This window comes from Bacillus sp. GC_Bacil_1 (genome assembly GCF_026540675.1).
Taxonomy (GTDB): domain Bacteria; phylum Bacillota; class Bacilli; order Bacillales; family Bacillaceae_G; genus Bacillus_A; species Bacillus_A cereus.
The window spans coordinates 310346-337228 of sequence record NZ_JALNUG010000004.1 but is presented as its reverse complement, the minus strand read 5'-3'; the positions used below and the strand labels follow the sequence as shown (position 1 = coordinate 337228).

The window sequence follows — 26883 nt, the reverse complement described above, 5'->3', positions numbered from 1 at the left end:
TTGACATATGAAACCGAGGAAGAAATGCTCTCCTCTGTTATTTATATTGTAATAATATACATGTCGGAATCATATTGAATAGATGTATTTTATTGTTAATTTAGTTAAAAATTAACCAGACTTATGTATAATAATTTATTGAAAAAATAATTGAATTTTTCAGATTAATGAATTAATATAAGGTAAGTAATTTTAAGATTTATAGAATATTGGAAGATGAAAGGTTTTGAGAATTTTATTAGGAGCACAAAACGATTTTAGGATAGCTTTAAAGCTAGTGTAAAATGACGTTTGCTTCATCATTTTCAGGGCCGAAAGGAATTAGGGGAAAGCATCTTGTGTTAAAATGCGGTTATGAATCATCTAAGAGGGGGAAGTGAAGTGGCAAACAAAGAATTGAAAAGAGGTTTAGAAGCACGTCATATTCAAATGATTGCTTTAGGCGGAACGATTGGTGTTGGTTTGTTTATGGGGTCAGCCAGCACAATTAAATGGACAGGTCCGTCAGTAATGCTTGCTTATGCAATTGCAGGTATTTTCATCTTCTTCATCATGCGTGCCATGGGAGAAATGTTGTATATGGAGCCAAGTACAGGCTCATTTGCGACATTCGGTCATAAGTATATTCATCCACTAGCTGGTTATATGACAGCGTGGAGTAACTGGTTCCAGTGGGTTATCGTTGGGATGTCAGAAATTATCGCGGTTGGAGCGTATATGCAATATTGGTTCCCGGATTTACCAGCTTGGATACCAGGTATAATTGCAATGGTTATTCTTGGTGCAGCTAACTTAATTTCTGTTAAGTCATTTGGTGAATTTGAATTTTGGTTTGCGATGATTAAAATCGTTACGATTCTATTAATGATTATTGCAGGATTTGGCCTTATTTTCTTCGGAATTGGTAACGGCGGAGAAGCGATTGGCATATCTAATCTTTGGTCAAATGGCGGTTTCTTTACAGGTGGTTTTTCAGGATTCTTCTTTGCATTATCACTTGTAGTTGGAGCGTATCAAGGTGTGGAATTAATCGGTATTACTGCTGGTGAAGCGAAGGATCCGAAGAAGACACTTACAAGAGCGATTCAAAGTACAATTTGGCGTATTTTAATTTTCTACATCGGTGCTATTTTCGTTATTGTAACTGTGTATCCGTGGGATCAATTAAGTACAATTGGTAGCCCGTTCGTAGCAACTTTTGCGAAGGTTGGTATTACGGCTGCTGCGGGATTAATTAACTTTGTTGTTATCACAGCAGCAATGTCTGGTTGTAATAGTGGTATTTATAGTGCTGGTCGTATGCTGTATACGTTAGGTGTAAATGGACAAGCGCCGAAATATTTCACGAAACTTTCTGGAAATGGTGTACCTTTATTCGGAACAGTTGGCGTAATTATCGGTTTAGCGGTTGGTGTTGTTTTAAGTTACATCGCACCGAAAAACTTATTCGTATATGTATATAGTGCGAGTGTACTTCCTGGTATGGTACCATGGTTTGTTATTTTAATTAGTCAAATTAATTTTAGAAAAGAAAAGGGAGCAGAGATGAAAGATCATCCGTTCAAAATGCCGTTTGCTCCTGTTACAAACTATTTAACAATTGCCTTTTTAATTATGGTATTAATCGGAATGTGGTTTAACGATGATACGCGCATTTCACTAGTTGTAGGTATTGTTTTCCTAGTTATCGTAACAATTAGTTTCTATGCTTTCGGAATAGGAAAGCGAGCTCCGTTAGACGTTCAAAATAATAAAGAGATTTCAAGTAAATAAAGAAAAGGCTGTTCATCTGGAACAGCCTTTTCATATTGTTGCTATTTGTCGATAAATCGATATAATTTGATTTGTGATAGATATATTTGAAAAATCGTTGATATATTGTACGTTATGATAGATATATTCGAAAAATCGTTAATATAATTTCACATACTATCTGTCACTATCATGATTAAAATTTCTCTAATACGATTTTCCCAATGGTGTGCCCGCTTTCAAGTAGTGCATGTGCTTTCTTTAAGTTTTCAGCGTTAATCGGTGTTAATGTTTCATTTAAGGTAGTCTTTAAAATGCCTTCATCTAGTAGTTCGCTTACTTTATTTAATAGTTCGTGCTGCGTAATCATATCGCCAGTTTCATACATCGCTTTTGTAAACATAAACTCCCAAACGAGTGTAGCACTTTTACTTTTTAAAATACTCATTTCAAGAGGGTGTTCATTTTCTACGATAGAGCAAATTTTGCCGTGTGGTTTAATGAGGTCACATATTGCTTGCCAATGTTGATCTGTATTGTTTAAGCAGAAAATATCATCTACATCTGTTAGCCCGAATTCTAATATTTGATCTTGTAAAAGCTGGCGATGGTTAATTATATAATTGACACCGAATTTTTTAACCTAGTGTATCTTTTCATCGGTCACGTATTAAATATTGATATTTTAAAATTGATGACTATTCATAAAGATGGCTTCAGCGTTAGCTTCGTAGGGATTGTAATATGTTATCTCTCGATTGCTTTAGCATTTTTTATCATTCGGAAATTTTAAAAATTGTAAGTGGAAATGGAATGAAAGCTGAGAAGGAGTTTAATTCTAGAATGAAGAATTTTTACTGTGTGCCTATCCAAAACTAAATGTAAAGGTGGATACATAATGACAGTAAAGAAACTTTATTTCATCCCAGCAGGTCGTTGCATGTTGGACCATGCGTCTGTTAACAGTACGTTAACACCGGGGAAACTATTAAACTTGCCGGTTTGGTGTTATCTTTTGGAGACGGAAGAAGGTCCTATTTTAGTAGACACTGGTATGCCAGAAAGTGCAGTTAATAATGAAGGGCTTTTTAACGGTACATTTGTTGAGGGACAGATTTTACCGAAAATGACTGAAGAAGATAGAATTGTCAATATTTTAAAGCGTGTAGGGTATGATCCAGAAGACCTTCTATATATTATTAGTTCTCACTTACATTTTGATCATGCAGGAGGAAACGGTGCTTTTACAAATACACCGATTATTGTGCAGCGAACGGAATATGAGGCAGCACTTCATAGAGAAGAATATATGAAAGAATGTATATTACCGCATTTGAACTACAAAATTATTGAAGGGGATTATGAAGTGGTACCAGGTGTTCAATTATTGTATACGCCAGGTCATTCTCCAGGCCATCAGTCGTTATTCATTGAGACGGAGCAATCCGGTTCAGTTTTATTAACAATTGATGCATCGTACACCAAAGAGAATTTTGAAGATGAAGTGCCGTTCGCAGGATTTGATCCAGAATTAGCTTTATCTTCAATCAAACGCTTAAAAGAAGTTGTGACAAAAGAGAAACCGATTGTTTTCTTTGGTCATGATATAGAGCAGGAAAAGGGTTGTAGAGTGTTCCCTGAGTATATATAGTGCAAAAAGTCATGAGTTCGCGTGCTCATGACTTTTTCGTTTAAATAATTTTTTTAAATAAATTATAAACTTTTTTTGAACTATCTTCGTTTAACTGATAGTACGTAAGGTTTACATCATCAGGAGTATCTTGCTGAGCAATCATCACTTCGCTGCTGTGATGATCAACTACCCATATGAAATATTTTTTATAAGTTCCATCCTCGAAAGTAATCCACATATCACAATCTATTAAGTCTGATCCTTCTTCATCTAATGTTAATTTACCTTTTTTTGCGGTATTCATACTGTTAATAAACGTTTTTAATTCATCTGTTTTTGTGAGAAAGATATCCTGTTTTGTTTTAATTGATTCTACATGTATATCTTTTATTTCCTGTTTTCCTAAAAAAACAGGGGGCTCATTTGGATCTCGCGAGCTTGAAATAATAGTAGCTTTCTTTTTCGGTTTATTTGCAGTATAGAGATCTTGAATAGATTTTCCTGAGTTTATAAACCATGCAATTCCAGAAATAATTAATACGCTACCTAGCAATAAAATAATTTTTTTAATAGGATTTTCTCCTCTCTATTACTTCGTGTGAAGAGCTTTTCTATTAATATATGATAGGTAAGCGTAAAGTATTATAGTTGAACTTGGTTATGCTTCACAGTTTTTATCGGGCGATCTATGAGTAAATTGTAAGTGAGCCCAATTAATACGAAAATGCCACCGATAACTTTACCAATTGAGAGTTCATTTGTCAGGAAGAAATCAATAATAGTCCCCGCAAATAATTGTCCGATAAAGATGAGTAATGTTAAATAGAAGGCTGATATTTTAGGAGTAATATAGTTGGATAATGAAATAACGATAACTCCTACTAATCCGCCTAAGTATACGGCGATAGGAATAGATTGCAACTTATGAATAGGGATATACAATGAATCTGAACTGAAAATTAAAAATAACATAGAGAAAAATAATCCAGTAATATAATTGAAAAACGTGCCTTCCCAGTTTCCAATTTCCTTTGCTAAATTCGCGTTAATAATTCTAGCAACAACGATAGAAACACCAGCTAAAATAGCGATCGTAATATATAACATTTTCTTGCCCCCATTAATAAATTGTCATGATTATAATTCCAGAAGAGATGAAACATAATCCAATTAGTTTTTTCTTTTCAAACTTTGCAACTTTCATTCCTAATAAGCCGAAATGATCAATAACGATGGAAGCAATAGATTGACCGAGTAAACTTAATGCGATCGTAATAGAAGCACCAAGGACGGAGAAACTTATATTGTTAAAAAGAACAGTGAATACTCCAATCGCTCCAGCGCTATATAAAAAAAGTGGAATACTTTTATCGAAACGAATTTTATTTTTGTTTATGATTAAAATGAAGATAACTGCAATTAAACCGACAAGGTGAATGACCACGCTTGCTGTGTACTTGCCAATTAACTCAGATAAAATCCCATTCAATGGAAGCATAACGGCGATGAGCACACCAATAAAGACAGAAAGAAAGTTATACAATGTAATATCCCCTTTGTATTTCATATTTGTAATGACTGTATCATGCTGAAATTGTGTATTGTTATGACATATGTCATAGTGGAAGAAGAAAATTTTGATGACAATGGGGATGAGTTGTAAAGGTGGGGAACTATGAAGAAAGTATGTAATTCTATTAAATTAGCAGAGTATATGAAGAAAAATAATATTGATTCATTTTTTAGTCATGATATGAAGCCATATATGGAACTTATATTTTTTAAAAAGAATGAGTTTATTTGTAGAGAAAATGAAGAGATAGATTATTTATATTTCTTTGTTGAAGGAAAAGCGAAAGCGTTTAACACATTAAGTAACGGGAAATCCGTATTACTGTGTTTTTATGATAGTTTGCAGTTACTTGGAGATGTGGAGTTAATTCATTCCCAAAGGATTACTTCAAATGTACAAGTAATGGCAGATTCATATTGTGTTGGTTTACCATTAGGAAGAGTGAGAAATCAGCTATTTCATGATGCGAAATTTTTAAGATGTATTTGTGGATCGTTAGCACATAAGTTAAATCGACTTTCAAAAAATAGTACAATTAATTTATTGTATCCGCTTGAAAATAGACTTGCGAGTTACATGTTAGCAGCAGGGGAACGAGCAGTTCAGTATGAAAATAGAATTGTATTTAGTGGGAATTTAACGGAAATAGCGGAATTGTTAGGAACGAGCTATCGGCATTTGTTGCGAACATTAAATATTTTTTGTGATAAAGAGATAATAAAGAAGAACGATGGATGCTATGAAGTAGTAAACGTGGATGTTTTGAGAGAATTGGCAGCAGATGTTTATAAATAGGAGGAGAGTATAAATGATAACACCTATATTTAGAATTTTTGATATTGAAAAAGCAAAACTATTTTACTTAGGTTTTTTAGGATTTAAACTGGACTGGGAACATCGGTATGAGGAAAATATGCCATTATATTTGCAAATTTCGTTACAGGATGCTGTGATACATTTATCAGAACATCATGGTGATGCCTCACCAGGTGGTGCGATTCGGATTAAAATAGATGATGTAAAGGATTATCATTCTGTATTATTAAGTAAAGAATATGCTTATTCGAAGCCGAATATAGAAAAAACACCTTGGGGTACAATTGAATTAACTGTAATTGATCCGTTTTCAAATAGAATTACACTATACGAGGAAAAATTGTAGAAATGGAATGAAGAGTAGTTCATAGAGCAGTGAACTGCTCTTTTTTATTTTGAGTAGATATTGAATTATATAAAAATAAAATGTTATGATTATGGAAACGTATGAATATATGAACAAGTATTCATACGTTTAAGAGAAGGAGGGATTAGAATGATAGACCTAATTATTATTGGAGCGGGTCAAGCTGGATTAACAATGGGATATTACTTGAAGCAAGAAGGGTATAATTTTTTATTACTTGAGGCAGGAAAACAAGTTGGTGATTCATGGAGAAATCGATATGATTCTTTGCAGCTTTTTACCCCAAGGTCTTACAGTAGCTTGCCGGGTATGGCGTTAATAGGTGAAAAAAATGAATTTCCATATAAAGATGAAATTGCAACTTATTTAGAAGAATATGCAAAACATTTTCAATTACCGGTACAATTACAAACGGAAGTTCTAAAAATAAAGAAAGAAAAAGAAATATTTGAATTACATACTCCTACAGAAGTTTTACAAACGAAAAAAGTTATTATCGCATCAGGTGCTTTTCAGCAACCGTTTATTCCCTCAGTTTCAGCAAATCTATCATCACATATTTTTCAAATACATTCATCACAATATAAATCACCATCACAAATTCCTAAGGAAAAAGTACTAGTAGTAGGTGGTGGGAATTCAGGAATGCAAATTGCAGTAGAACTGGCAAAGACTCATGAAGTTACGGTGTCTATTAGTCATCCTTTAACGTTTTTACCGTTACAACTTTTTGGAAAAAGTATTTTTAATCTGCTAGAAAAAGTGGGTTTATTGTACGCTGAAATAAATACAAAGAGGGGAAGATGGTTCCAGAAGAGAAAGGACCCTATTTTCGGTTTTGAAGGTAAGAAACTTATTCGTAATGGAGCAATCAAACTGCAAGAAAAAGTAGTAAGTGCATCAGGAAATAACATTATGTTTCAGAATGGTGATACTTATAGTGCAGAAAGCATTATATGGTCAACTGGTTTTGTTCAAAATTATAATTGGATTGAAATTGAACAGGCAGTGAATGAGAAAGGATTTCCTAATCATATAAAGGGAATCAGTCCAGTAAAAGGATTGTATTATATCGGTTTACCATGGCAATTTCAAAGGGGTTCCGCACTTATTTGTGGTGTAGGAAAGGATGCAGAGTATGTACTTTCTGAAATCAAAAAAATAGATCAGTAGCAATAACTACTGATCATCCATATGTACATGAATTAGGAGAGGTCAAACATTTATTAACTTTATTATAATAGATTTTTATAGAATTAAAAACTGAAAATTCAAATTTAATGTTGAGAAAGTTTTTTGTATCGAAATATATGAAAAAATAGGGATTTTTATTAAAACAGAAAAAGATATTTCTATTTTAGTAAATTATGATATAGTCTAAATAAGCGTGTTTTTCCATAAATGTAATTATTTTCATTGTAATTTTGTTTATATGAGGGAAGGAGAAGTAATTATGAAGTTTGATGATCAACGCTTACTAGGAGTCCGATTAGGTTCTGTACTTGTGACAGAGGAAAATCAATATTTAGTAATTAAGAAAAAAGATCATTATGCACTGTTAAATATACATAATTTAGAATGCACTCATGTTGAAGTGCAGTTAGAACATTTGGAAGAAATGTTGCGGGAAGATTTCCAAGAAAGTATAACGGAGATTATCGCACCAGAACATATAAAAATTGTTGCGAAAAATGTTATATAGATAAAGAAGCTGGAAGGAACAGCTTCTTTATTTTCATTATAAGGATAACGTTTTTACAACCTCACCAATGATCCCTTCCATTTGATGAACACCTAAATCGGAATTAGTCATAATAACAGCACCATTCCCGCAGTATGGATAACAAACCATCATACATTGAAATCCAACGCCCCATCCGAGTGAATAAATCTGTAATTCTTCATTAGAATCATCTAGAAAAACACCTAATCCAGTCCATTTTGAGCAACCTTGAGGAGAAATCATGTCTATTACTAATTTTTGAGAAAGTTTTAGTTTGCCCTTTCCTTGTAAGGAATGAATGATTTCAATAACTAAAGCTGATAAGTCAGTTGGTGTTGTCCAAATACCTGAAGCAGCTGCGAATGGATAAAATGGATACTTCTCATTTGTTACAGTTCTATCTTTATTATGTCCGCAAGCAAAAACATCGGTTTTATCTATGTCTTTTGGAGAAAAAAGTGTACTATTTTTCATTTGTAATGGCTGGAAGATGTGTTCTTCTAATAACTGACTAAATAATCTTCCTGTAATATCTTCTAGTAGTAGTTCGATTATACAAAAGTTTGCGTCTGAGTAGTGAAATTCACTTTCTGGTTTATAAGTTACCTCTATAGGTACGGGGCAATATAGTGTTTTACCGGAAAGGAGCTCAGACATATTAGGTAATCCTTTTGCAGGTGTATAATGTTCAAAACTATTAGGTGGATCAATGAGTCCAGATTGATGGCTTAATAAGTTTCTCAAAGTGATGCTTTTTTGTGAAGTAAATAGATTAGTAGGAATGTTCCAAGATGTGAGTTTATCATTTACGTTTTCATCTAAATATACGATACCTTGCTCTGATAATGTTAGTACGAGCATTGTAGTGATGAATTTGCTGATAGAACAAGAATTAAAGAGAGAATTTGTAGTAATAGCTCTAGTTGTTCCAGCTTCAAGTGTTCCAAAGGCAGTCGCTTCATCTAGTTTGCCATTACATATAACAGCGAGGCTTAAACCTGCAACGGAATATTGGTTCATTTTCTCGTATATATTGCTAATTTTTAAGTTCATGGTGACTCCTTTCTTTAAAGACAGAATATTATTTTTATTATACAGTAGTAAAAAAAAGAAAACACTTCGTAATTCACCAATGAAGTGTTTTCTTTTTTAGTTAGTTTGAAGTGAACTTTTGAAAAAATTTGTCTCGGTACATGTACATAACCCATGAGATTGTTATTAAAGAAATGATGATTTGTTTGTTTTTAATTGTTGCATTGAGAACAAGCCAACCAACTATATCAAATAACGAATGTAGCACGATTGAAAGAACTACAAATTGAAGTAACGTATTTAAAAATCTTTTCATAAAGTGTCCCCCTAAAATAATAGGTTTTATTAACAGTTTGATATAGTGATATTATACATTAAATGTGTATTGTGGTAAAATTTACATAAGTTAGTGGAATAAAGCAAATGAAAGTTAGTAAGGGGGAACATTCATGGAATTCTGGATGGTTATACTGATAGTAGCTGTTGGTTTCATTTATATCGCTGAAAAATTAACTACAATTGAAAAGAAAAATGATGCGCGTTTAAAGAGAATTGAAGATAGATTACAATTAATTACGAAAGAAATGGGAATTATAGAAAGAGAACCTGAAATTAATAAAGAACTACGCCAGCTTGTAGAAGAAGGCAAAAAAATTACAGCAGTTAAGAGAGTAAGAGAAGCTTTTGGTTTTTCCTTACTAGAAGCGAAGCAATATGTTGATAAATTATAAAAAAGATCATCCATTTGGGTGATCTTTTTTACTGCACCATGCGTGTATTTACATAAGCCGCGATTATAAAGTGTCCAATTAGAGTGATAGGAATAACGATTGTGACATTAGGCGTAGTGAAGACACTACCGATTGTCGCAATGACACCAGCAATTAAATTATAAAGACCTACTATTTTTGATAGTTTCACTTTATCAGGCACGCGGCGTTCGTTGAATCCTGATAAGAGCCAAGTGTACTGCTTTACTCCGATGAAATAAGCTAGTGCAAATGAAATGATTGCTACTATAAATAATGTTGGTGAAGCGAAGAGAGTCATTGCAAACACCTCCGTTAATGGGCTATAAATAAATTATAGTCCGAATGTTATAATTTAACAAAATATAATTTTGGTTTTAAGTGTAATAGAAAAATAGAAAAGAAAAGTATATTGATTTGAATGTATTTTATGGGAATGAGGAAGAGTTTGAGAATTATGGAATGGAAGATTAAGTTTTAAAGCGTACAAAATTTTGTACGCTTTTTTGTTAATTACATAAAAGTATGCAAATGAAGATGGAACAAGCATTTGAGATGAATTGTCTAATATAGGTAATTACTATTTAGCTTGAAAGAAAGGGTTGATAACATGAAAAAGAATACGTTGTTAAAAGTAGGATTATGTGTAAGTTTACTAGGAACAACTCAATTTGTTAGCACGATTTCTTCTGCACAAGCATCACAAAAGGTAGAGCAAATAGTAATCAAAAATGAGACGGGAACCATTTCAATATCTCAGTTAAACAAGAATGTATGGGTTCATACGGAGTTAGGTTCTTTTAATGGAGAAGCAGTTCCTTCGAACGGGCTAGTTCTTAATACTGCTAAAGGACTAGTGCTTGTTGATTCTTCTTGGGATGACAAATTAACGAAGGAACTAATAGAAATGGTAGAAAAGAAATTTCAGAAGCGCGTAACGGATGTCATTATTACACATGCGCACGTTGATCGAATTGGTGGAATAAAAACGTTGAAAGAAAGAGGCATTAAAGCGCATAGTACAGCATTAACTGCAGAACTAGCAAAGAAAAATGGATATGAAGAACCGCTTGGAGATTTACAAACCGTTACAAATTTGAAGTTTGGAAATATGAAAGTAGAAACATTTTATCCAGGGAAAGGGCATACAGAAGATAATATTGTCGTATGGTTACCGCAATACAATATTTTAGTTGGAGGCTGTTTAGTGAAATCTACGTCCGCGAAAGATTTAGGAAACGTTGCGGATGCTTATGTAAATGAATGGTCTACATCGATTGAGAATGTGCTGAAGCGATATAGAAATATAAATGCAGTAGTGCCTGGTCATGGAGAAGTAGGGAACAAAGGATTACTTTTACATACATTGGATTTATTAAAATAAGAAATTGTAGAAATACAAAAGAGAGGAGAAATAATTTTCTCCTCTCTTTCTTCTAACTATATTTAAATGCTGAATCTGTTGATTACGTCAGCATATATTACTGAGATTTTAATTCCAAGTATACAAATACTAGTACTGTCATAATTGCTATAACAACATAAGTAGCATCAAGCATTATAAGTGTTTTTAAAGTTTCAGTCATCGTAATTCACCCCTGTTATAAAAATATAACATGATCTTTTTATTGATTAGATAAGAGATCATAAAGATAAAATGTATATGAAATTTCTTAAGTAGCTTCTATATAAATATATCATATAAATAATGTAAGTAATGTTAAGATAATGTAAATGCATTGTAAATAAAAAGGTTTACAATAAAGACTTTAATAAAAAATGATAGTTCCTTAAAATGACAAATGCGCTCTTCTTTCTATTGAATGATAGAAAGAAGAGCGTATTTTTATATCTATTTCATATGTGATGAATTGCAACTATTTGTACATTTGATTCAAAAATTTTTTTCGTTGTATATATTTCTCCAAATTAATTAGCTATTTAAAAGTATCGAAAGATGTGTGTACACTAATGCATATTTTTTAGTGTCAATAAAAATATTATGTCAACAATATGAACTGTCACAAATCTTTATATATTATTGTGATTGATATCACATCACTTTTTTTCAATGGGTATTATGCTTAAGGTGTAATGAATGATTGGGAGAGGGTGGGATGATATGTTTTGTTATCAATGTGAACAAACGCCAGCAGGCGGATGTAAAGTAATGGGTGTGTGCGGCAAGAATGAAACGATTGCGAGTTTACAAGATACGATTGTGTTTGGGCTAAAAGGAATTGCAGCTTATCGCACACATGCTGCTCAGCTAGGATATACGGATGCATTTGTAGATGCTACAACACAAGAAGCTTTATATATGACATTAACAAATTCTAACTTTAACGAACAAGAGCATATTGATATGGCTATGAAAGTGGGGAAATCAGCTTTACGGGTGATGGAATTATTAGATGAGGCACATACGAATCATTTTGGTGTGCCAGAGCCTGTACAAATTACACAAAATCGTGTAGAAGGTAAAGCAATTGTAGTTACGGGTCATAATTTATTTGCACTAGAAGAACTATTAAAGCAAACAGAAGGAAAAGACATTAATATTTATACGCATTCTGAAATGCTACCAGCACACGGATACCCGCAGCTGAAAAAATATAAACATTTAAAAGGAAACATCGGTAAGGCATGGTATGATCAAAGACGCCTTTTTGAAAAATTTACTGGTGCCATATTAGCTACAACGAACTGTGTTATGCCAATTAAAGGCTCGTACTCTGATCGATTCTTTTCATATGACATTGCAGGTTTAGAAGGTGTACAAAAAATTGAAAATGATGATTTTACACCATTAATTCAAAAAGCACTAGAACTTCCAGAAGTACATATGGAGTCGGATGAACAGTTAGTGACAGGGTTTCATCATAATACAGTATTATCATTAGCTCCAGAAATTATTGATGCAGTAAAAGAGGGGGAAATAAAGCGTTTCTTTGTTATCGCCGGTTGTGATGCACCGGGAAAAGGCGGAGAATATTATCGTGAATTAGCAACGTCACTTCCGCCAGAAACGGTTATTTTAACAACTTCTTGCGGAAAATTCCGCTTTAATGATGTGGATTACGGTGTTGTACCTGGTACGGAAATTCCGCGTTACATTGATTTAGGACAGTGCAATAATTCAATTTCTACAGTGAAAATAGCGGCTGCTTTAGCTGATGCTTTCCAATGTGAAGTGAATGAATTGCCAGTAAGTATTGTGCTATCATGGTTTGAACAAAAAGCGGTTGCCATTTTACTCGGGCTATTTAGTCTTGGGATTCAAGATATTCGCATCGGTCCAAAGGCTCCTGAATTTATTTCACCTGGCGTGCTTGATGTATTACAAGAAACATTTGGTTTAAAACTAATTACAAATGCAGCAGAAGACATGGCTATGATGTTATCGTAACGGAAAAGATGTTTTCACTTAATTGTAGCTTTATAAATCATTTGTATGTGTGTGAGTAAACGTACATACAAATGATTATTAATAAAGAAAATCGCTATATCTATAAATTTTATAAAGCTTTTAAAGTGTAACACCACATGCCCATCACCTTAAGATTTTAAGTATCCCCAAAACGAAATTTCTACATGAATATCTATAATTTTACCTCTTTTTCATTTGATTTGAAAATAAGCTTTCTATTTTTAAAAACCAACGATACCACCTCAAATTATATGAATAAAATCCATTCATTTATTAGGAAAATGGATTGAAAATAATAAGGTAGACTAAAAAGTAAAATATTATTTATGATAATCATTCTTTTATAAAATTTAAATTGGAAATAGCCCTACTCATTTTGATTGCGCATCTTCAAAATGGAGGGGCTTTTCTTACTGTAAAATCAATAACTGCAGCTTATTTTGTTGAAAAAATTCTCATTCTTATTTTGAAAGTGATAGGGGTACATTTACATGCACATCAATCTTTTATGATGAAGTGGCCCTTGAATATATTATTTTTTATTGACAGACATAAAAACGATTTATTTGCTATATTGATAATTTATAGACGTTATAATAAAATGTTTACGTATATATAAACTTAATTTATTCTTGTTTGGTTTTGTTGTGAGGTTAGGCAGTGTTGATAACAATAAAATAATGAATATATCACCTGCAAAAAGAATGAAACCAATACGGAGAAGATGATTTCGTTAAAAATTCGAAAAATAAGCGTTATTAGCTCTTGAAGAAAAATGACTAGAAAAATTATAAGCATATGGAAAATAGGGTTATACAAAAAGTCCTAAAGGGGGACGGAATTATGGAGAAAAGAAAGTATTCAGTAACACCACAAGATCGAATGAATTATGTATTAGGTCTTTATTCTGCAGATCAACAAATTAATGCAGTTCTTTATTTTCCTGTAGGTATATCCAAGGAAATACTTGAAGAATCAGTAAGGATAACGTTGCAATTGCAACCAGTTTTGAACAGCCGGTTTGTAGAAAATGATATTCCTTACTGGGAGGAACATTCATCTGACACTAACTCATCTATTTGCTTTTTTGCAGAAGGAAATAATCAAGAACTTGAAATAATGGCAATAGATTTTATTAAGGAACCTGGTGATCGTATTCAGGGGCCTATGGTTCAAACGAAATTATTACGGGGCACTACAACAGATATGTTAGTTGTGAAATTGTCTCATCTATGTTCAGATGGTGCAGGAGTCAAGGAATATATTAAATTGCTTGGAATGATATATACTCACCTTTCATTGGGACGGTCTAAGAAGCAAATTATAAAGGAATTTGATAAGGGAAATGAGAGTTGTCGAGATCAATCACATGTATTCAAATACGCTGGAATATCGGACATAAAAAGTGCGTATCGTCCTAACCAAGAACAACAGGCATCGTTATGGTCTTTTCCATCTCAACCTAACAAAAATAAATTTCCCCAAATGTCCGTACGGCGATTGAGCCATGAGCAAACTCTACGTTTAACCCAATGGACAAAAGCTCAACAGGCTACCTTGAATGATGTAATCATGACTGCATACTTCCGAGCTTTATCACATTTCACTGTGTATGCAGAACCTCGCACTGCAGAAAAAATGATTGGCTTGACAATTGATTTACGTCGATATCTGCCTAATAATACAACTGGTGCTATTTGCAACTTATCCGGTATGGAAATGCCAGTGATTAAAATGGAAGACGATGAAACATTTAAGCAGACTCTTGTTCGAGTTAAACAATCAATGGATAAAATAAAGTCTCAAAATCCAGGTCTTTCTTCAGCAGCAGGAATGGAGTTACTGGCAGAAATGAAGCTATCTACAGTGAAGGAAATGTATAATCAGCAATATGAACAGGCTGTACAGATGGGGATGGCGTTGCCATTACTGACAAATTTGGGAGTAATCGCTGAGGAACCTATTCAGTTTGGTGAAATTCAAGCTGAGGACGGGTATATGACATCACCTATTATGTATGCACCATTCTTTTCAATGGGAGCAAGCTCTTATAATGGAAGGCTTACATTTACGATCGGTTATCATGCGCCGGATACATCAAAAGAAAAGGTAGAAAAATTTTTAGATAGTGTTGCTAATCAACTATCAGAAATAAAATAAAAGAGAATACAGAGAACAGATTTCTAATAGAATTGTATTTTGGGAGCTCGTATCATGTACGGATAATCTCTGGAAATTTTCTCTGACCGCACTTGCCTTTATGCTTTATATGCAATGGGAATGGTAGGGAGAAACAGTTTGTATCGTGAAAAAACAAGATATAACGGTATGAAAACAATAAAGCAGAGCTGATTTAAATTACACTTTGAATCAGCTCTGTTTTACTAGTTTGATGGCCCTTACAACAAAAAAGGAGGCTGTATCCGGTTAGGGTAAAGCGGATTTTTAATTTTTTTGAAAATAAAGTTGACATCCACAACTACTTAGTCATACAATGTAGTTGTAATAAGTGATACTGAATAGTGTGGTTTTACTCAAAAGCTATTCAGTAAAAAAATTCGCCTTAGTACTCTGTGATACTGAATATAAGTCAGACAGAATAGGGGGTAAAGGAGGATCAGGACATGGAAAATTTAACTGAAATGCTAAAAGGTTCACTGGAAGGGTGTGTACTGGAAATCATCAGTCGCCGTGAAACGTATGGCTATGAGATTACCCGCCATCTGAATGATCTTGGGTTTACCGAAGTTGTGGAAGGTACGGTGTATACCATCCTTGTACGATTAGAGAAGAAAAAGCTTGTGAATATTGAAAAGAAACCATCAGATATGGGACCGCCTCGTAAGTTTTATTCATTAAATGAAGAGGGCCGCCAAGAGCTTGAATTGTTTTGGAAAAAATGGGATTTTGTATCGTCAAAAATTAACGTCTTGAAGTCAAAATAGGTTCATAAGATAAAATGTTCCGGCCGATACTTTGGGAATTTCTTGTTCGGTTTTATAAAAAAGGAGGAAAATAAGATGTTAGAAATGTTTAAAAAGTTAATTGGTGATAAAAAAGAGTACAAAATGATGATGGCACGAGTTGAGGCTCTGCCAGAGGACTACCAATTTGTATTTAAGAAAATTCAAAACTACATGTGGAATTTCTCAGCGGGTAACGGGATGGATATGTTACACATACAGTATGAATTAATCGATTTGTTTGAAGCTGGTGCAGCAGAAGGAAGACAAGTGCTTGACATTACTGGGGATGACGTGGCTTCCTTTGCTGACGAACTAGTGGCAAATGCTAAAACTTACGTCTCCAAGTATCGTGAAGATTTGAATGAAAGTATTATGAAGAAATTGAGAAAAAAATAAATGGAATAAGTAATACCGACTGATTAGCTGGTTACACATATGAATTGCCACCATAGCTATTCAGTTATATTTTTAGCTTGGTACTAAGTGATACAGAATATCAGTGGTACTAAATAGATAGAGGTAAATAAATTATCTCCGCAAAACATTTTTATAGGGAGGAAAAAAGTATGAGTCATGCAGCGATTTCTGTAAAAGGCTTGAAAAAATCCTTTAAAGACAAGGAAGTTTTAAAAGGGATAGATTTTGAGGTGCAGCGTGGAGAAATTTTCGCGCTGCTAGGCTCAAATGGAGCGGGAAAGACGACAACGGTCAACATCCTTTCGACGCTAATGAAGCAAGATGGCGGTGAAGTAAGTATTTGCGGATTTGATGTACAGCGTCAACCAAATCATGTTCGTCAAAGTATCAGTTTGACAGGGCAGTTCGCAGCTTTAGACGGTATGCTGACTGGGAGGGAAAACTTGATAATGATAGCTAGGCTACGTGGTGTTTCCAATCCCGCTCAAGTTGCTGACAATCTACTTGCAAGATTTAGCCTGACTGATGCGGCAAACCAAAGGGCAGATCAGTATTCAGGTGGGATGAAGCGCCGGCTTGATATCGCGATGAGTTTGATTGGGGCGCCAGCAGTTATTTTTCTTGACGAACCAACGACTGGACTCGATCCTGAAGCGCGGATTGAAGTGTGGGATACAGTCAAGGAACTGGCTGATAGTGGTACAACTATTTTGCTTACGACTCAGTACTTGGAGGAAGCAGAACAACTGGCAGACCGTATCGCTATTTTGCATGGCGGAAAAATTATTACGACAGGTACTCTTGCTGAACTAAAAGAGATGTTCCCGCCAGCAAAAGTGGAGTATATCGAGAAGCAACCGACATTGGAAGAAATATTCCTTGCGATCATTGGCAAAAAGGAGGAGATGTAAATGAAAAGTAAAACAGGTGTATTACTAGGTCGTTTAATGCGTAACATTATGCGCAGTCCGGATACAATTATTACAGTAGCGATTACACCGATTATGATGATGCTATTATTTGTCTACGTGTTTGGCGGCGCAATAAAAACTGGAACGGAAAACTACGTTAATTATTTATTGCCGGGAATTTTGCTAATGGCTATCGCATCCGGTGTAGCTTACACTTCCGTGCGACTCTTTACGGATGTAAAGAGTGGGCTGATGGCACGTTTCATTACGATGCCTATTAAGCGCTCATCGATATTGTGGGCTCACGTTCTAACCTCTCTTGTTGCTAATGTACTTACTATCGTGGTGGTTATTCTTGTTGCACTCTTAATGGGTTTCCGTTCCAGTGCTAATATTCTAGATTGGCTCGCGGTAGCTGGGATACTTGGGATGTTTACGCTGGCGCTAACATGGCTAGCTATCATTCCAGGATTGAAAGCGAGGTCTATGGAAGGGGCGACTGCTTACTCGTACCCGCTAGTTTTTCTTCCATTTATTAGTTCGGCCTTTGTGCCTACCGAAACGATGCCAAAAATTGTTCGTGTGTTTGCAGAGAATCAGCCTGTAACTTCAATCGTGAATGCGATTCGTGCTCTTTTATATGAAGGAACTGTTGGAAACGATATTTGGATTGCGCTCGCTTGGTGCGTAGGTATAATGGTCATCTCTTACTTTTTCGCCAGTAAAGCATTTAAACGTCAGTTAGGGTAAGAAACGAGATAAACGAAACCTTCAGGAATAATATATATTTAGAAAAGCACGGGAGATTTTCCGTGCTTTTATTATTTATCATGCTCTCATTGTAGTAAATGAAATGGTATTTAAAAATAGAATAATTGTCCAGTGATAAAGCTTAATATTTGAGGCTCACTGCTTATGGAATGTATAAGCACACTCGTTTTTGTAAATCTGCTAATACTTCATCGGGTATTTCTTTGATTTTAATATCCTTCCCTAGAAAAAGCAGCCAATTTATTATTTCCGTCACTTCATCGGGATTGTTAACATTGATAAAAGTTTTTAAAATGGCTGTGGATTGGTAAGGATTAGTATAAGATATTGAAATTTTTAAAGGATGGTATTTTTTGAACTGGGCAATTGCTGTCGGACCAAGTTCAAGTACAAGGTTAATTGCTTCAGCCTTCTTACTTAGTTTTTCTAAAATCTTTTTCTTATTGAGTCTTTTATTCGTCGTGTATGGTTCGATATTGATGAGATCATCGACAGGAAACATTAACTTCTTTTCTTCTTTTAAGTCAAATCCTTCAATAATCCAATGGCTTTTTTCTTGATAAAGGTGTAATAGATAAATTGGATAAGCCTTAATTTCTTCATCTTTTTTAATGGTAATCAATAAATGGTTATCCAAAAGAAGGATTTGAATGAGTTTTTCTAACATAGGATGGGGGAGATCAGAAAGCTCAAGTAGATCGGGATTATGAGGATTAGTTCCTTGGAACAGCAAGAGTTGATTTAAAAGAACAAGGTCATCCTGCTGGGTTTCTGAGATGAGTCCTAGTAGTTTTTCGGCTAAAGATTGACGACTCTTTAGGTAGGGAAGTTGTTGATTCCTCGTAGCCATAAAGGCAATAAAAAGAGCTTTCACTTCATTATCAGTAAAGCGAACAACGGGCAGGATAGAATTATGCATAACAAAATATCCACCCGTTCTCCCAACTTCAGCGACAAGTGGCATTCCCATAGCTTCAATTTCTCTAATGTCTCTAATAGCTGTCGATCGTGATATGTTAAATTCTCGTATGATTTCAGAAATTGTAAAGTGAGAGCGGTTGTTAATATATCGCATAATTGTATTGATCCGTTCAACTTTTTTCATTTTGGTCTCCTAAACAGTATCATTTTTTGACATGGTTTAAAGATATTATAAACGTATCAGATGAAAAGATAAATCGTTTGATTAATAAAAAAAGAGGCAGGTTTTGAATATGAAAAATTATACTATAGAAGAAAAAGATAGCTTTATTGTGTTAGGTATTGGAACTGAAATTAAGAGTGAATACACAAACTTTGCTGGAATAAATAAAGAAAAGGAACACTTTTGGTCGGCTGTTAAAGAAGATGGAAGGCTGGACACTTTAAAAGCTTTAGCTACAAATGAATACATTTTTTCCGTGAGCGAAGCGGTGAATAACAAAATGATGTATTATGCGGGTGTCATGACAGAAGCACAAATAGAAGAAGAATCTAGAGTGATTCAGTTTCCGAGGGGAGAATACTTAGTAGTGAAAGGGGAAGACAAAACGGCTAAAGAGCTAAGTAATAAGCTTACTGGCATCGCCTTCGGTCAAGCTTTACCAGAAGCAAAGGATTTTGCCTATGTTGGTGGACCGAATACAACGGTTGAGATGGGACAGAGAAATGGCCTAGTATTTGGTGAAATGTGGATTCCGGTTGTTAGTAAGTAAAGTGATAAAAGGTGCGAATATGGAAAGTAGAGGCTAACGATCTTGTATTGTTGGCCTTTTTGAAATGAATATAATATTCATATACTGCTACACAGTATGTTCTGATAAAATGGAATAAAAGGGAATTGTTGTAAGGTGGTGGCAGATTGAATAAAAAAGATTATTTGAGCTATTCATAGTAACGTTTGTTTTTCTATTCCTTCATGTAAGTACATTTACTAATGAAAAATTTAACGATAAATTGGGATCTTTTACTTTCATTGTGCTACTTCTTATGCTTTCTATTTACACTGCATTTATAGAAAAGTATTTTGATGATATACAAAAGTGGATTCAAAATATTACATGTTGCTTTGCTTTATTCGTAGTGGTTTTAGTAGCTCTATGGATAGGTTATTTTTAGTCCTTACTTAAGAGAATGAGAAATATGTGATTACACTACATTCGATCCGATACTATTACTTAGCTGCATCGGTTTATATTAATTTTTTCTCTCCTCAATCATGATAAAATGTACAATAGGAAATTTTATGTAACATAAAGAAGGAAGGTTTATGGTGAGCCTGAGTACTTTGCTAGCTTTTGCGCTTGTTTCACTTAGTATGGTTTGTTCACCTGAGCCTATTTTGATTTATCTTATTTCTCATTCCATTACGTAGGGGCGTATGGCAGGATTTATTTTTTTATTGAGCATCATGCTTGAATTTGTAATTCATATAAATGAAGCAACTTTAGTATTGACTCAAAAATCCATTGTCTATGAAACAACTAGATTTGTAAACGGCTTTAATAGAAAGATGTCTATTGTATTTTTTGCGGCAAGATTAAATAGCTTTTTTGTTACTTTACAATAAAGTATACTTAATATCAGTAATTCATGTAATTAGGGGTGGTTTCTATATTTAGAGAAAATACAAAAAGGATACTTCTGTCATTAGTAACAAATCCAATACTAATAATTGTATACGGAATTTTTTGCTATGAGTTGGCCTTATACTGTAAGTACGGAAGAATGAATTATAATATTTACATTTTGTTATTATGTATAGTACTTTTTATATCCATAACTACATTTACTACAATACGGATGATAAAAAATAGAGAATATGAATCTAAAAAATTAACTAATTCAATAGCATGGAGATCCATTTCTATTATCATTATTGTTGCAATTACATCATTTTATGGGATGCAGATTTATAAAAGTGCAATAAATTACAATGGTAAATTGGCATGGTTTATAGAAAAGTTAAAACATGAAAGGTCAGTTAAACTTAAACATAATAATATATATAAGTCTGGAGTAGAAGGTATTTTTGAAGATATAAATAAAAAATATCCTTTGCCAAAGAAATTGTATATGGCAACTGATTTTGATCTTACATTTCATTCAGATGGAACAATCATAGCGTTTGATACATTTGTTTATGGGAAAAATGATGATGGGAAAGAAGAAACTTATTTAATCTCTTATAATAAGAAGAAGTCAGAAGATATTACTATAATACGAGACGGATACGCAAAGCCTGATTATAATGATGATAAATTAGTAGAACCTTTAATTGAAACGGTTAAGGCGATTCCAGTTAAGCAAACGGTTAGAAAATGGAATGAAAGTAAGTATGGGTTGATTTATTATGGAAAAAGAAATTGGGGATCCAATACAGAGGGAATTATTAATATTACTGAGGATGGTAAGGGGCAGAGTCTTAAAAAAGCAGCTTCTGATATCATTGGATATACTGTATCTATATTTGTCCCTGGAAAAGAGCAAGAGCTAGTCCCTGCTAGATATAATTTAATAAGTGACGCAAGTTGGAGTAAATCAAAGACGCCTCCAAAAGAAGATATGCTTAAAGAGAAGAAACAACAAGATTTAAAGAATGAAAAAGAACAGTTTTTCCTATCGAAAGAAGTTGGTTATAAACTAAATATGACAGATAAAGCATTAGGGAGCGCCTTTTATTCATTAAGCAAGACTAGTGATGAAGGGAAAACATGGGAGGTTATCAATCCAGATCCATTTAATGGGGGGATTGGTAGTGTATCAGGAATCACTTTTATAAATGATAAACTTGGGTTTTTAGGAGCAATTAGGCCTTCTGGTAATGAAGGAGAGTTATATCGCACAGATGATGGGGGAGTATCTTTCAAAAAGGTAGAATATCCGCCGCATGAAGTGAAATTAGATCATACACAGTCCACAATAAGTCCTTTTGATTCACCTAGTATGCCATATGAGAAAGATGGGGTTTTTAATATGTTAGTTGGACAAGGGGCAGATGGAGACTACAATGGCGATAGTAGTGCACTTTATCAATCAAAAGATAACGGAGAGACATGGGAATTTGTAGAAGAAGTGAAAAAGAAATAATCAGAATTTTTTTTTGGGAAATAAGGTAACTACTCAGCTATACATTTTATTTAGAAGTTTGGTAAGGGGTATAATTCCAGCCATGAAGATAAAAATGGACCTATACCTCGCTGCCTTTCTTTGTTTTATTTCTTATGCTTACTATCAACGCTATATATAGAAAGGTATTTTGGTGATATACAAAAGTGGATTCGAAATATCACATGTTGTTTAGCTTTATTTGTAGTGGTTTTAGTAGCTCTATGGATAGGGTACTCTTAGATCCTTACTTAAGAGAATGAGAAGTATGTGATTACAATACATTCGATCCGATAATATTACTTAGCTGCATCGGTTTATATTAATCTTTTCTCTCCTCAATCATGATAAAATGTACAATAGGAAATTTTATGTAACATAAAGGGGGAAGGTTTATGGTCAGCTTGAGTACATTGGTAGCTTTTGCAATTGTTTCGCTTAGCATGGTTTGTTCACCTGGGCCTAATATGATTTACCTCATTTCCCGTTCCATTACGCAAGGACGTATGGCGGGATTTATTTCTTTATTGGGCATCATGCTCGGATTTGTAATCTATATAATCGCAACTATGTTTGGACTTACAGTTCTATTCGTTGCTGTTCCCGCTGTATATGAAGCGGTAAAGTGGGCAGGTGCTGCTTACTTGCTCTGGCTCGCCTGGAATTCGATTAAACCGGGTGCTACATCTATTATGGAACCTCGTATGATTTCTAATGAGCCACCAAGGAAATTATTCCTGATGGGACTCATGACGAATCTTCTGAATCCAAAGATTGCTATTTTGTATGTATCACTTCTACCTCAATTTGAAGATCCAGAGAAGGGATCGTTGCTTTTTCAAGGTGCAGTTTTGGGGCTTACGCAAATCACTGTTAGCTTTATAGTTAACCTTGTAATTGTATGTACAGCAAGTAAAATTGCAAAATGGTTTGGCACACGCCCGACGTGGCTACGAGTACAGCGTTGGCTTATGGCAAGTGTTTTAACGGGGCTTGCTGTACGTCTTGCTTTTGAACGTCGACAGTAAGAGCCTCTTTACCGTCAGTTTCTATAATATAACCTAATAAATATTAATATAATTTATGTATAGTAGATATTTACCTTATAAAATAAGGGGGGAATATTATGACTGAGACAAACGAATCTTCAGGAGTTAATTTGAAAAAAGATGTGAAGTTTTCTATTATAATTCCTGCGCATAATGAAGAAAAGTACATTAGAAAATGTTTAGATTCAATTGCAAAGGCATCAGAGGCATATAAAGAGCAAACGGAAGTTATAGTTGTTTTAAATCGTTGTACAGATAAAACAGAGGAAATAGCAAAATCTTATAATTGTGTTACATTGAAAAATAACGATAAAAACTTATCTAAAATTCGAAATGCAGGGGCTAAAATAGCTAGTGGAGAAATAATCGTTACTATAGACGCTGATACCATAATGACAGAGTCTATGTTGTTTAATGTAGATAAATATTTAGCTTCAGGTACATACATTGGTGGTGGGGTGAATGGTAAGTTTGAAAGAATATCTTTAGGAATATTTCTCTCCGCAATGTTAATCATAATCCCCTTACTTTTTAAGTACGGAGCTATATCTGTAGGGATTTTTTGGTGCTATAGAAAAGACTTTATGGCAATCAACGGATTTAATGAAAACATGCTTATGGCAGAAGATGCAGATTTCGCTAAACGTTTAAAAGAGTGGGGAAAGAAAAATAATAAGAAATTCGGTACTATTAAAAATGGAATGATAACTTCATGCAGAAGATTTGATACATATGGAGACTGGACTTTACTTAAAAATCCAAAAGTAATTTTAGCTTATCTAAAAGGAAATGATAGAAAATACGCAGATAAGACATATTATGATAACCAAGAAAGATGAAAATAGAGAAAATCGGCAGAGGATAGCTAGTACTTTTTTAGATATAATGAGAATCCAACTTAATTTAATAGATATTATAAGAAAACCATCAATTTGATTATCTTTTTTCAAATTGATGGTTTTTATTTTTGAAATAAATATGTATTTTTTTATGAAAATATTTTTTGACCCCCATAAAACTATGTATTCCTCCGAATATGTATAGTGAAGAAAATAAATAGAAGAAAAATGACTATGAAAGAATATAGAAGCATTAATAAAATTACTAGATTAAGTGGGCATCCAAAATGGAAGGATGAAATTACCAATTATATAAAGAAGAGTTATTCAAGGATTGCAGATAAAATAGAAAGAGAATAAGCAAAACGAACGGTAGAAAATAAGAAAGTAGATAAAAATACAAACTTAACTGTAGTGCCGAGAGAAAAGGAAAAATCATTAAGAAAACGTTAGACTCTAAAAATATAACTAACAGCAAGAAAACAAGACCGAAGAAAAGTACCAAGAAAATCTGGTTAAATGGTCACTTGTGTAGTGGCCATTTTGCTATTTGAAGGAGGCTGGGAGATTACAAGTGTTGAGTTTAGTAATGAAGATCTTAAGAAAACCGAAAATAGAAGATATCGTATGTAACATACAAAACAACGAAGAAGATAAAGAAGCATTTATCGTACAGTATCAACCTTTTATTAGAAAATCAATCTCATCTGTCTGCCGCCGGTATATTACAGAACAGGATGATGAATATAGCATTGGATTGTTTGCGTTTAACGAAGCAATTGAACAGTATTCATATACAAAAGGAAAATCCTTTTTAGCGTTTGCTGATCTTCTTATAAAAAGAGATGTAATTGACTATATACGTAAGGAGTCTAAACATAACTTTGTCTTTTTAAAAGAAGATGAGCAAGAGGAAATGTTAGAAATGCAAGTGTCGCTTACAGAGTATATGAAAGAGATGGAAAATAGTAACCGTAAGGAGGAAATTCTTCATTTTCAAAGTGTGCTAGCTGAGTTTAAAATCACATTCTCAGAGCTTGCTAAAGAATCTCCTAAGCATCGTGATACGCGTGAGCACTTAATAGAAATTGTAAAAGTTATTATAAAAGAAGAGGAAATGATGGAAGAGCTGTTCCGAAAGAAAAAGTTACCGCTTAAACATATTGAACCGCGTGTTAGGGTAAGTCGTAAAACGTTGGAACGACATAGAAAATACATTATTGCAATGTGTATTATTTTTGCAAACAACTATACATATATTCTGGATTACATAAGAGGGGAAAAGCATGATGAATAAAGGAATTGTGATGGATATAAAAAAGCATAGCGTAGTTGTTTTAACACCAAATGGAGAGTTTATTACGTGTAAAAGAAAAGGGGATTCTTGCATGATTGGGGAGGAAATCTCATTTGATGAGCAAGAACAAAAAGCATCGCATTTTTCGATCCCTTCCTTTTTAAAACCTGCATCAATACTTGTTGCTTGTTTTCTATTTGCAGTGCTGTTTTTCTACAACCAACCAGAAGAAAAAGTATTTGCTTACGTCTCAGTTGATATAAATCCAAGTTTAGAGGTGAGCGTAACGAAGGATTTTCGTGTTATAGATTTACAGGCTTGTAATGATGATGGAAGGCGTATTTTAAAAGAATTGAAGCAATGGGAAAATAAACAATTGCAAGAAGTAGTACGTACTATTATACAGCAAAGCCAAGAGGATAAGTATTTAACGAATGATAAGCAAGTTATGCTAACAGCAGTTGCAAAGGACAAGGCGCTAGAACCACAGTTAGAAAAGGCAATGAAAGAATTAAAGAAAGAATATGAGTTAAAACATATTACAGTTGAATATCAAAGTAGCACGATGCAAGTACGAGAGAATGCTAGAAAAGCTGGAATTGGCACAGGTGTCTATATAAAGCAAGAGAATGAGAAAAACAAATCGCTTACGCCTCCTGCCACGCCGCCTAATCCGGTGGAAAATGAAGAAGAGGTGCAATCACAGCCGGAGTCATCTCCTGATGCATCAATGGATTTATCTCCTGTAGACGAAAAAAAATATGAAAAGCAAGAGCAGAAAGAACAAAAGAAAACAGAGGAACAGTCATCGAAGCAAATAAAAGAAAACAATGGAAGAGGATCTCAGCAAGAAAATAGAGGGAATCAACAGGAGAATAAAAGTAGAGAAGCTCAACAAGGAAATAATGGGAATCAGCAAGGGAACAACGGAAGAGGATCACAACAAGGGAATAATGGAAATGGGCAAGGAAGCAACGGAAGAGGATCACAACAAGGGAATAATGGAAATGGGCAAGGAAGCAACGGAAGAGGATCACAACAAGGAAATAATGGAAATGGGCAAGGGAACAACGGAAGAGAATCACAACAAGGAAATAATGGAAATGGACAAGGGAACAACGGAAGAGAATCACAACAAGGAAATAATGGGAACGAGCAAGGAAACAACGGAAGAGGGTCTCAACAAGGGAATAATGGAAATGGGCAAGGGAACAATGGAAGAGGATCCCAGAAAGAAAATGGTGGAAACGAGCAAGGGAACAATGGTAGGGGGTCTCAACAAGAAAATAGAGGCCACCAGCAAGGGAATGAAAAGAAGAATCAATAGAATATGGAAGTGAGAGATTCATTTCAAAGCTAAAAGGATTTCTCTCGCTATTGTGGGAGTTGGGCTGATAATCCGTGGGGGATGAACAAAGCCCTCACTGATTAAAGTTGCACTTTATTATTCTATAGTTCTATTAAGAAGGAGT

At 34.1% G+C, this 26883-nt stretch carries 28 protein-coding genes and 4 pseudogenes; 24 read left to right on the top strand and 8 right to left on the bottom strand.

Translation table 11 applies throughout. The features are described from left to right. Window positions 1–381: 381 nt before the first annotated feature. Window positions 382–1773 carry an amino acid permease gene (locus OXT04_RS09115; RefSeq protein WP_141550389.1) on the top strand — a complete coding sequence of 464 codons (1392 nt, stop codon included), beginning with the start codon at window positions 382–384 and terminating at the stop codon, window positions 1771–1773. A 175-nt stretch (window positions 1774–1948) separates the two neighbouring features. Here OXT04_RS09115 and OXT04_RS09110 read toward each other — a convergent pair. Then, window positions 1949–2395, bottom strand: a pseudogene (locus OXT04_RS09110) (zinc-binding dehydrogenase); the annotation flags it as partial. 255 nt (window positions 2396–2650) lie between these two features. Here OXT04_RS09110 and aiiA point away from each other — a divergent pair. After that, window positions 2651–3403 (top strand): quorum-quenching N-acyl homoserine lactonase AiiA, encoded by a 753-nt coding sequence (aiiA, locus tag OXT04_RS09100; protein ID WP_000216571.1) that lies wholly within the window; start codon window positions 2651–2653, stop codon window positions 3401–3403. Window positions 3404–3443: 40 nt separating this feature from the next. Here aiiA and OXT04_RS09095 read toward each other — a convergent pair whose 3' ends face one another. The 3 genes from OXT04_RS09095 to OXT04_RS09085 form a co-directional block, all read right to left on the bottom strand. Then, window positions 3444–3938 (bottom strand): hypothetical protein, encoded by a 495-nt coding sequence (locus OXT04_RS09095; protein ID WP_000901701.1) that lies wholly within the window; start codon window positions 3936–3938, stop codon window positions 3444–3446. A gap of 89 nt (window positions 3939–4027) precedes the next feature. Beyond that, window positions 4028–4492: a DMT family transporter gene (locus tag OXT04_RS09090; RefSeq protein WP_000965811.1), complete on the bottom strand. Its 465-nt coding sequence runs from the start codon at window positions 4490–4492 to the stop codon at window positions 4028–4030. Between the two features lie 13 nt (window positions 4493–4505). Next, entirely contained in the window at window positions 4506–4952 is a 447-nt protein-coding gene (locus OXT04_RS09085; protein ID WP_002039063.1) for a DMT family transporter, read from the bottom strand. A 108-nt stretch (window positions 4953–5060) separates the two neighbouring features. Here OXT04_RS09085 and yeiL point away from each other — a divergent pair, with 108 nt between their 5' ends. The 4 genes from yeiL (at window position 5061) to OXT04_RS09065 (ending at window position 7843) form a co-directional block, all read left to right on the top strand. Beyond that, on the top strand, window positions 5061–5753 hold the full coding sequence (yeiL, locus tag OXT04_RS09080; RefSeq protein ID WP_267414163.1) for a transcriptional regulator YeiL: 693 nt from the start codon (window positions 5061–5063) through the stop codon (window positions 5751–5753). A gap of 13 nt (window positions 5754–5766) precedes the next feature. Then, on the top strand, window positions 5767–6120 hold the full coding sequence (locus OXT04_RS09075; protein ID WP_000632403.1) for a glyoxalase superfamily protein: 354 nt from the start codon (window positions 5767–5769) through the stop codon (window positions 6118–6120). A gap of 150 nt (window positions 6121–6270) precedes the next feature. Beyond that, on the top strand, window positions 6271–7314 hold the full coding sequence (locus OXT04_RS09070; RefSeq protein ID WP_267414162.1) for a flavin-containing monooxygenase: 1044 nt from the start codon (window positions 6271–6273) through the stop codon (window positions 7312–7314). A gap of 280 nt (window positions 7315–7594) precedes the next feature. Continuing rightward, a complete protein-coding gene (locus OXT04_RS09065) occupies window positions 7595–7843 on the top strand; it encodes a hypothetical protein (protein WP_000666948.1) in 249 nt (82 codons plus the stop codon). Window positions 7844–7879: 36 nt separating this feature from the next. Here the strand turns inward: OXT04_RS09065 and OXT04_RS09060 are convergent, their stop codons facing one another. Next, entirely contained in the window at window positions 7880–8917 is a 1038-nt protein-coding gene (locus tag OXT04_RS09060) for a serine hydrolase domain-containing protein (protein WP_071714613.1), read from the bottom strand. 100 nt (window positions 8918–9017) lie between these two features. Next, entirely contained in the window at window positions 9018–9212 is a 195-nt protein-coding gene (locus OXT04_RS09055) for a hypothetical protein (protein ID WP_267414161.1), read from the bottom strand. 133 nt (window positions 9213–9345) lie between these two features. Here OXT04_RS09055 and OXT04_RS09050 point away from each other — a divergent pair, with 133 nt between their 5' ends. Continuing rightward, window positions 9346–9627: a hypothetical protein gene (locus OXT04_RS09050; RefSeq protein WP_000397724.1), complete on the top strand. Its 282-nt coding sequence runs from the start codon at window positions 9346–9348 to the stop codon at window positions 9625–9627. A gap of 28 nt (window positions 9628–9655) precedes the next feature. On the opposite strand, the gene OXT04_RS09045 is transcribed toward OXT04_RS09050, so the two are convergent. Then, on the bottom strand, window positions 9656–9946 hold the full coding sequence (locus OXT04_RS09045) for a DUF3784 domain-containing protein (RefSeq protein WP_000171773.1): 291 nt from the start codon (window positions 9944–9946) through the stop codon (window positions 9656–9658). 92 nt (window positions 9947–10038) lie between these two features. On the opposite strand from OXT04_RS09045, the pseudogene OXT04_RS09040 reads away from it, so the two are divergent. The 8 genes and pseudogenes from OXT04_RS09040 to OXT04_RS09005 all read left to right on the top strand — a co-directional run. Beyond that, a pseudogene (locus OXT04_RS09040) lies at window positions 10039–10119 on the top strand (GH25 family lysozyme); the annotation flags it as partial. Between the two features lie 136 nt (window positions 10120–10255). Further along, a complete protein-coding gene (bla2, locus tag OXT04_RS09035; protein ID WP_016512508.1) occupies window positions 10256–11029 on the top strand; it encodes a BcII family subclass B1 metallo-beta-lactamase in 774 nt (257 codons plus the stop codon). Between the two features lie 738 nt (window positions 11030–11767). After that, window positions 11768–13054 carry a hydroxylamine reductase gene (hcp, locus tag OXT04_RS09030; RefSeq protein ID WP_061661175.1) on the top strand — a complete coding sequence of 429 codons (1287 nt, stop codon included), beginning with the start codon at window positions 11768–11770 and terminating at the stop codon, window positions 13052–13054. Between the two features lie 864 nt (window positions 13055–13918). Continuing rightward, window positions 13919–15235, top strand: coding sequence for a condensation domain-containing protein (locus tag OXT04_RS09025; protein WP_000415483.1), 1317 nt, complete (start codon window positions 13919–13921; stop codon window positions 15233–15235). Between the two features lie 464 nt (window positions 15236–15699). Then, the gene (locus OXT04_RS09020) at window positions 15700–16020 is read left to right on the top strand and encodes a PadR family transcriptional regulator (protein WP_000429488.1); all 321 of its coding nucleotides are present in this window, start codon (window positions 15700–15702) and stop codon (window positions 16018–16020) included. Window positions 16021–16095: 75 nt separating this feature from the next. Beyond that, entirely contained in the window at window positions 16096–16437 is a 342-nt protein-coding gene (locus OXT04_RS09015) for a DUF1048 domain-containing protein (protein ID WP_000891986.1), read from the top strand. A gap of 170 nt (window positions 16438–16607) precedes the next feature. Continuing rightward, entirely contained in the window at window positions 16608–17369 is a 762-nt protein-coding gene (locus OXT04_RS09010) for an ABC transporter ATP-binding protein (protein ID WP_000017470.1), read from the top strand. Further along, complete coding sequence (locus OXT04_RS09005; RefSeq protein WP_000837818.1) at window positions 17370–18119, top strand: ABC transporter permease; 750 nt, start codon at window positions 17370–17372, stop codon at window positions 18117–18119. 163 nt (window positions 18120–18282) lie between these two features. Here the strand turns inward: OXT04_RS09005 and OXT04_RS09000 are convergent, their stop codons facing one another. After that, entirely contained in the window at window positions 18283–19245 is a 963-nt protein-coding gene (locus tag OXT04_RS09000) for a helix-turn-helix transcriptional regulator (protein WP_267414160.1), read from the bottom strand. 109 nt (window positions 19246–19354) lie between these two features. On the opposite strand from OXT04_RS09000, the gene OXT04_RS08995 reads away from it, so the two are divergent. The 9 genes and pseudogenes from OXT04_RS08995 to OXT04_RS08950 all read left to right on the top strand — a co-directional run bounded on the left by OXT04_RS08995 (window position 19355) and on the right by OXT04_RS08950 (window position 26738). Then, window positions 19355–19834 (top strand): GyrI-like domain-containing protein, encoded by a 480-nt coding sequence (locus OXT04_RS08995; RefSeq protein ID WP_267414159.1) that lies wholly within the window; start codon window positions 19355–19357, stop codon window positions 19832–19834. Between the two features lie 175 nt (window positions 19835–20009). After that, window positions 20010–20237 carry a DUF3963 domain-containing protein gene (locus OXT04_RS08990; RefSeq protein ID WP_267414171.1) on the top strand — a complete coding sequence of 76 codons (228 nt, stop codon included), beginning with the start codon at window positions 20010–20012 and terminating at the stop codon, window positions 20235–20237. Window positions 20238–20388: 151 nt separating this feature from the next. Continuing rightward, window positions 20389–20577: pseudogene (locus OXT04_RS08985) on the top strand (LysE family translocator); the annotation flags it as partial. Between the two features lie 146 nt (window positions 20578–20723). Beyond that, window positions 20724–22208, top strand: coding sequence for a WD40/YVTN/BNR-like repeat-containing protein (locus OXT04_RS08975; RefSeq protein WP_080126354.1), 1485 nt, complete (start codon window positions 20724–20726; stop codon window positions 22206–22208). A 107-nt stretch (window positions 22209–22315) separates the two neighbouring features. Next, window positions 22316–22469 (top strand): annotated as a pseudogene (locus tag OXT04_RS08970) (DUF3963 domain-containing protein); the annotation flags it as partial. Window positions 22470–22621: 152 nt separating this feature from the next. Next, window positions 22622–23254 (top strand): LysE family translocator, encoded by a 633-nt coding sequence (locus OXT04_RS08965; protein WP_023522590.1) that lies wholly within the window; start codon window positions 22622–22624, stop codon window positions 23252–23254. A 98-nt stretch (window positions 23255–23352) separates the two neighbouring features. After that, on the top strand, window positions 23353–24114 hold the full coding sequence (locus OXT04_RS08960; protein ID WP_000141007.1) for a glycosyltransferase family 2 protein: 762 nt from the start codon (window positions 23353–23355) through the stop codon (window positions 24112–24114). A 574-nt stretch (window positions 24115–24688) separates the two neighbouring features. Continuing rightward, the gene (gene sigI, locus OXT04_RS08955) at window positions 24689–25411 is read left to right on the top strand and encodes an RNA polymerase sigma factor SigI (RefSeq protein WP_002094101.1); all 723 of its coding nucleotides are present in this window, start codon (window positions 24689–24691) and stop codon (window positions 25409–25411) included. Beyond that, window positions 25401–26738, top strand: coding sequence for an anti-sigma factor domain-containing protein (locus OXT04_RS08950; protein WP_267414158.1), 1338 nt, complete (start codon window positions 25401–25403; stop codon window positions 26736–26738). Before sigI ends, OXT04_RS08950 begins: the two co-directional genes overlap by 11 nt. Window positions 26739–26883: the final 145 nt, after the last annotated feature.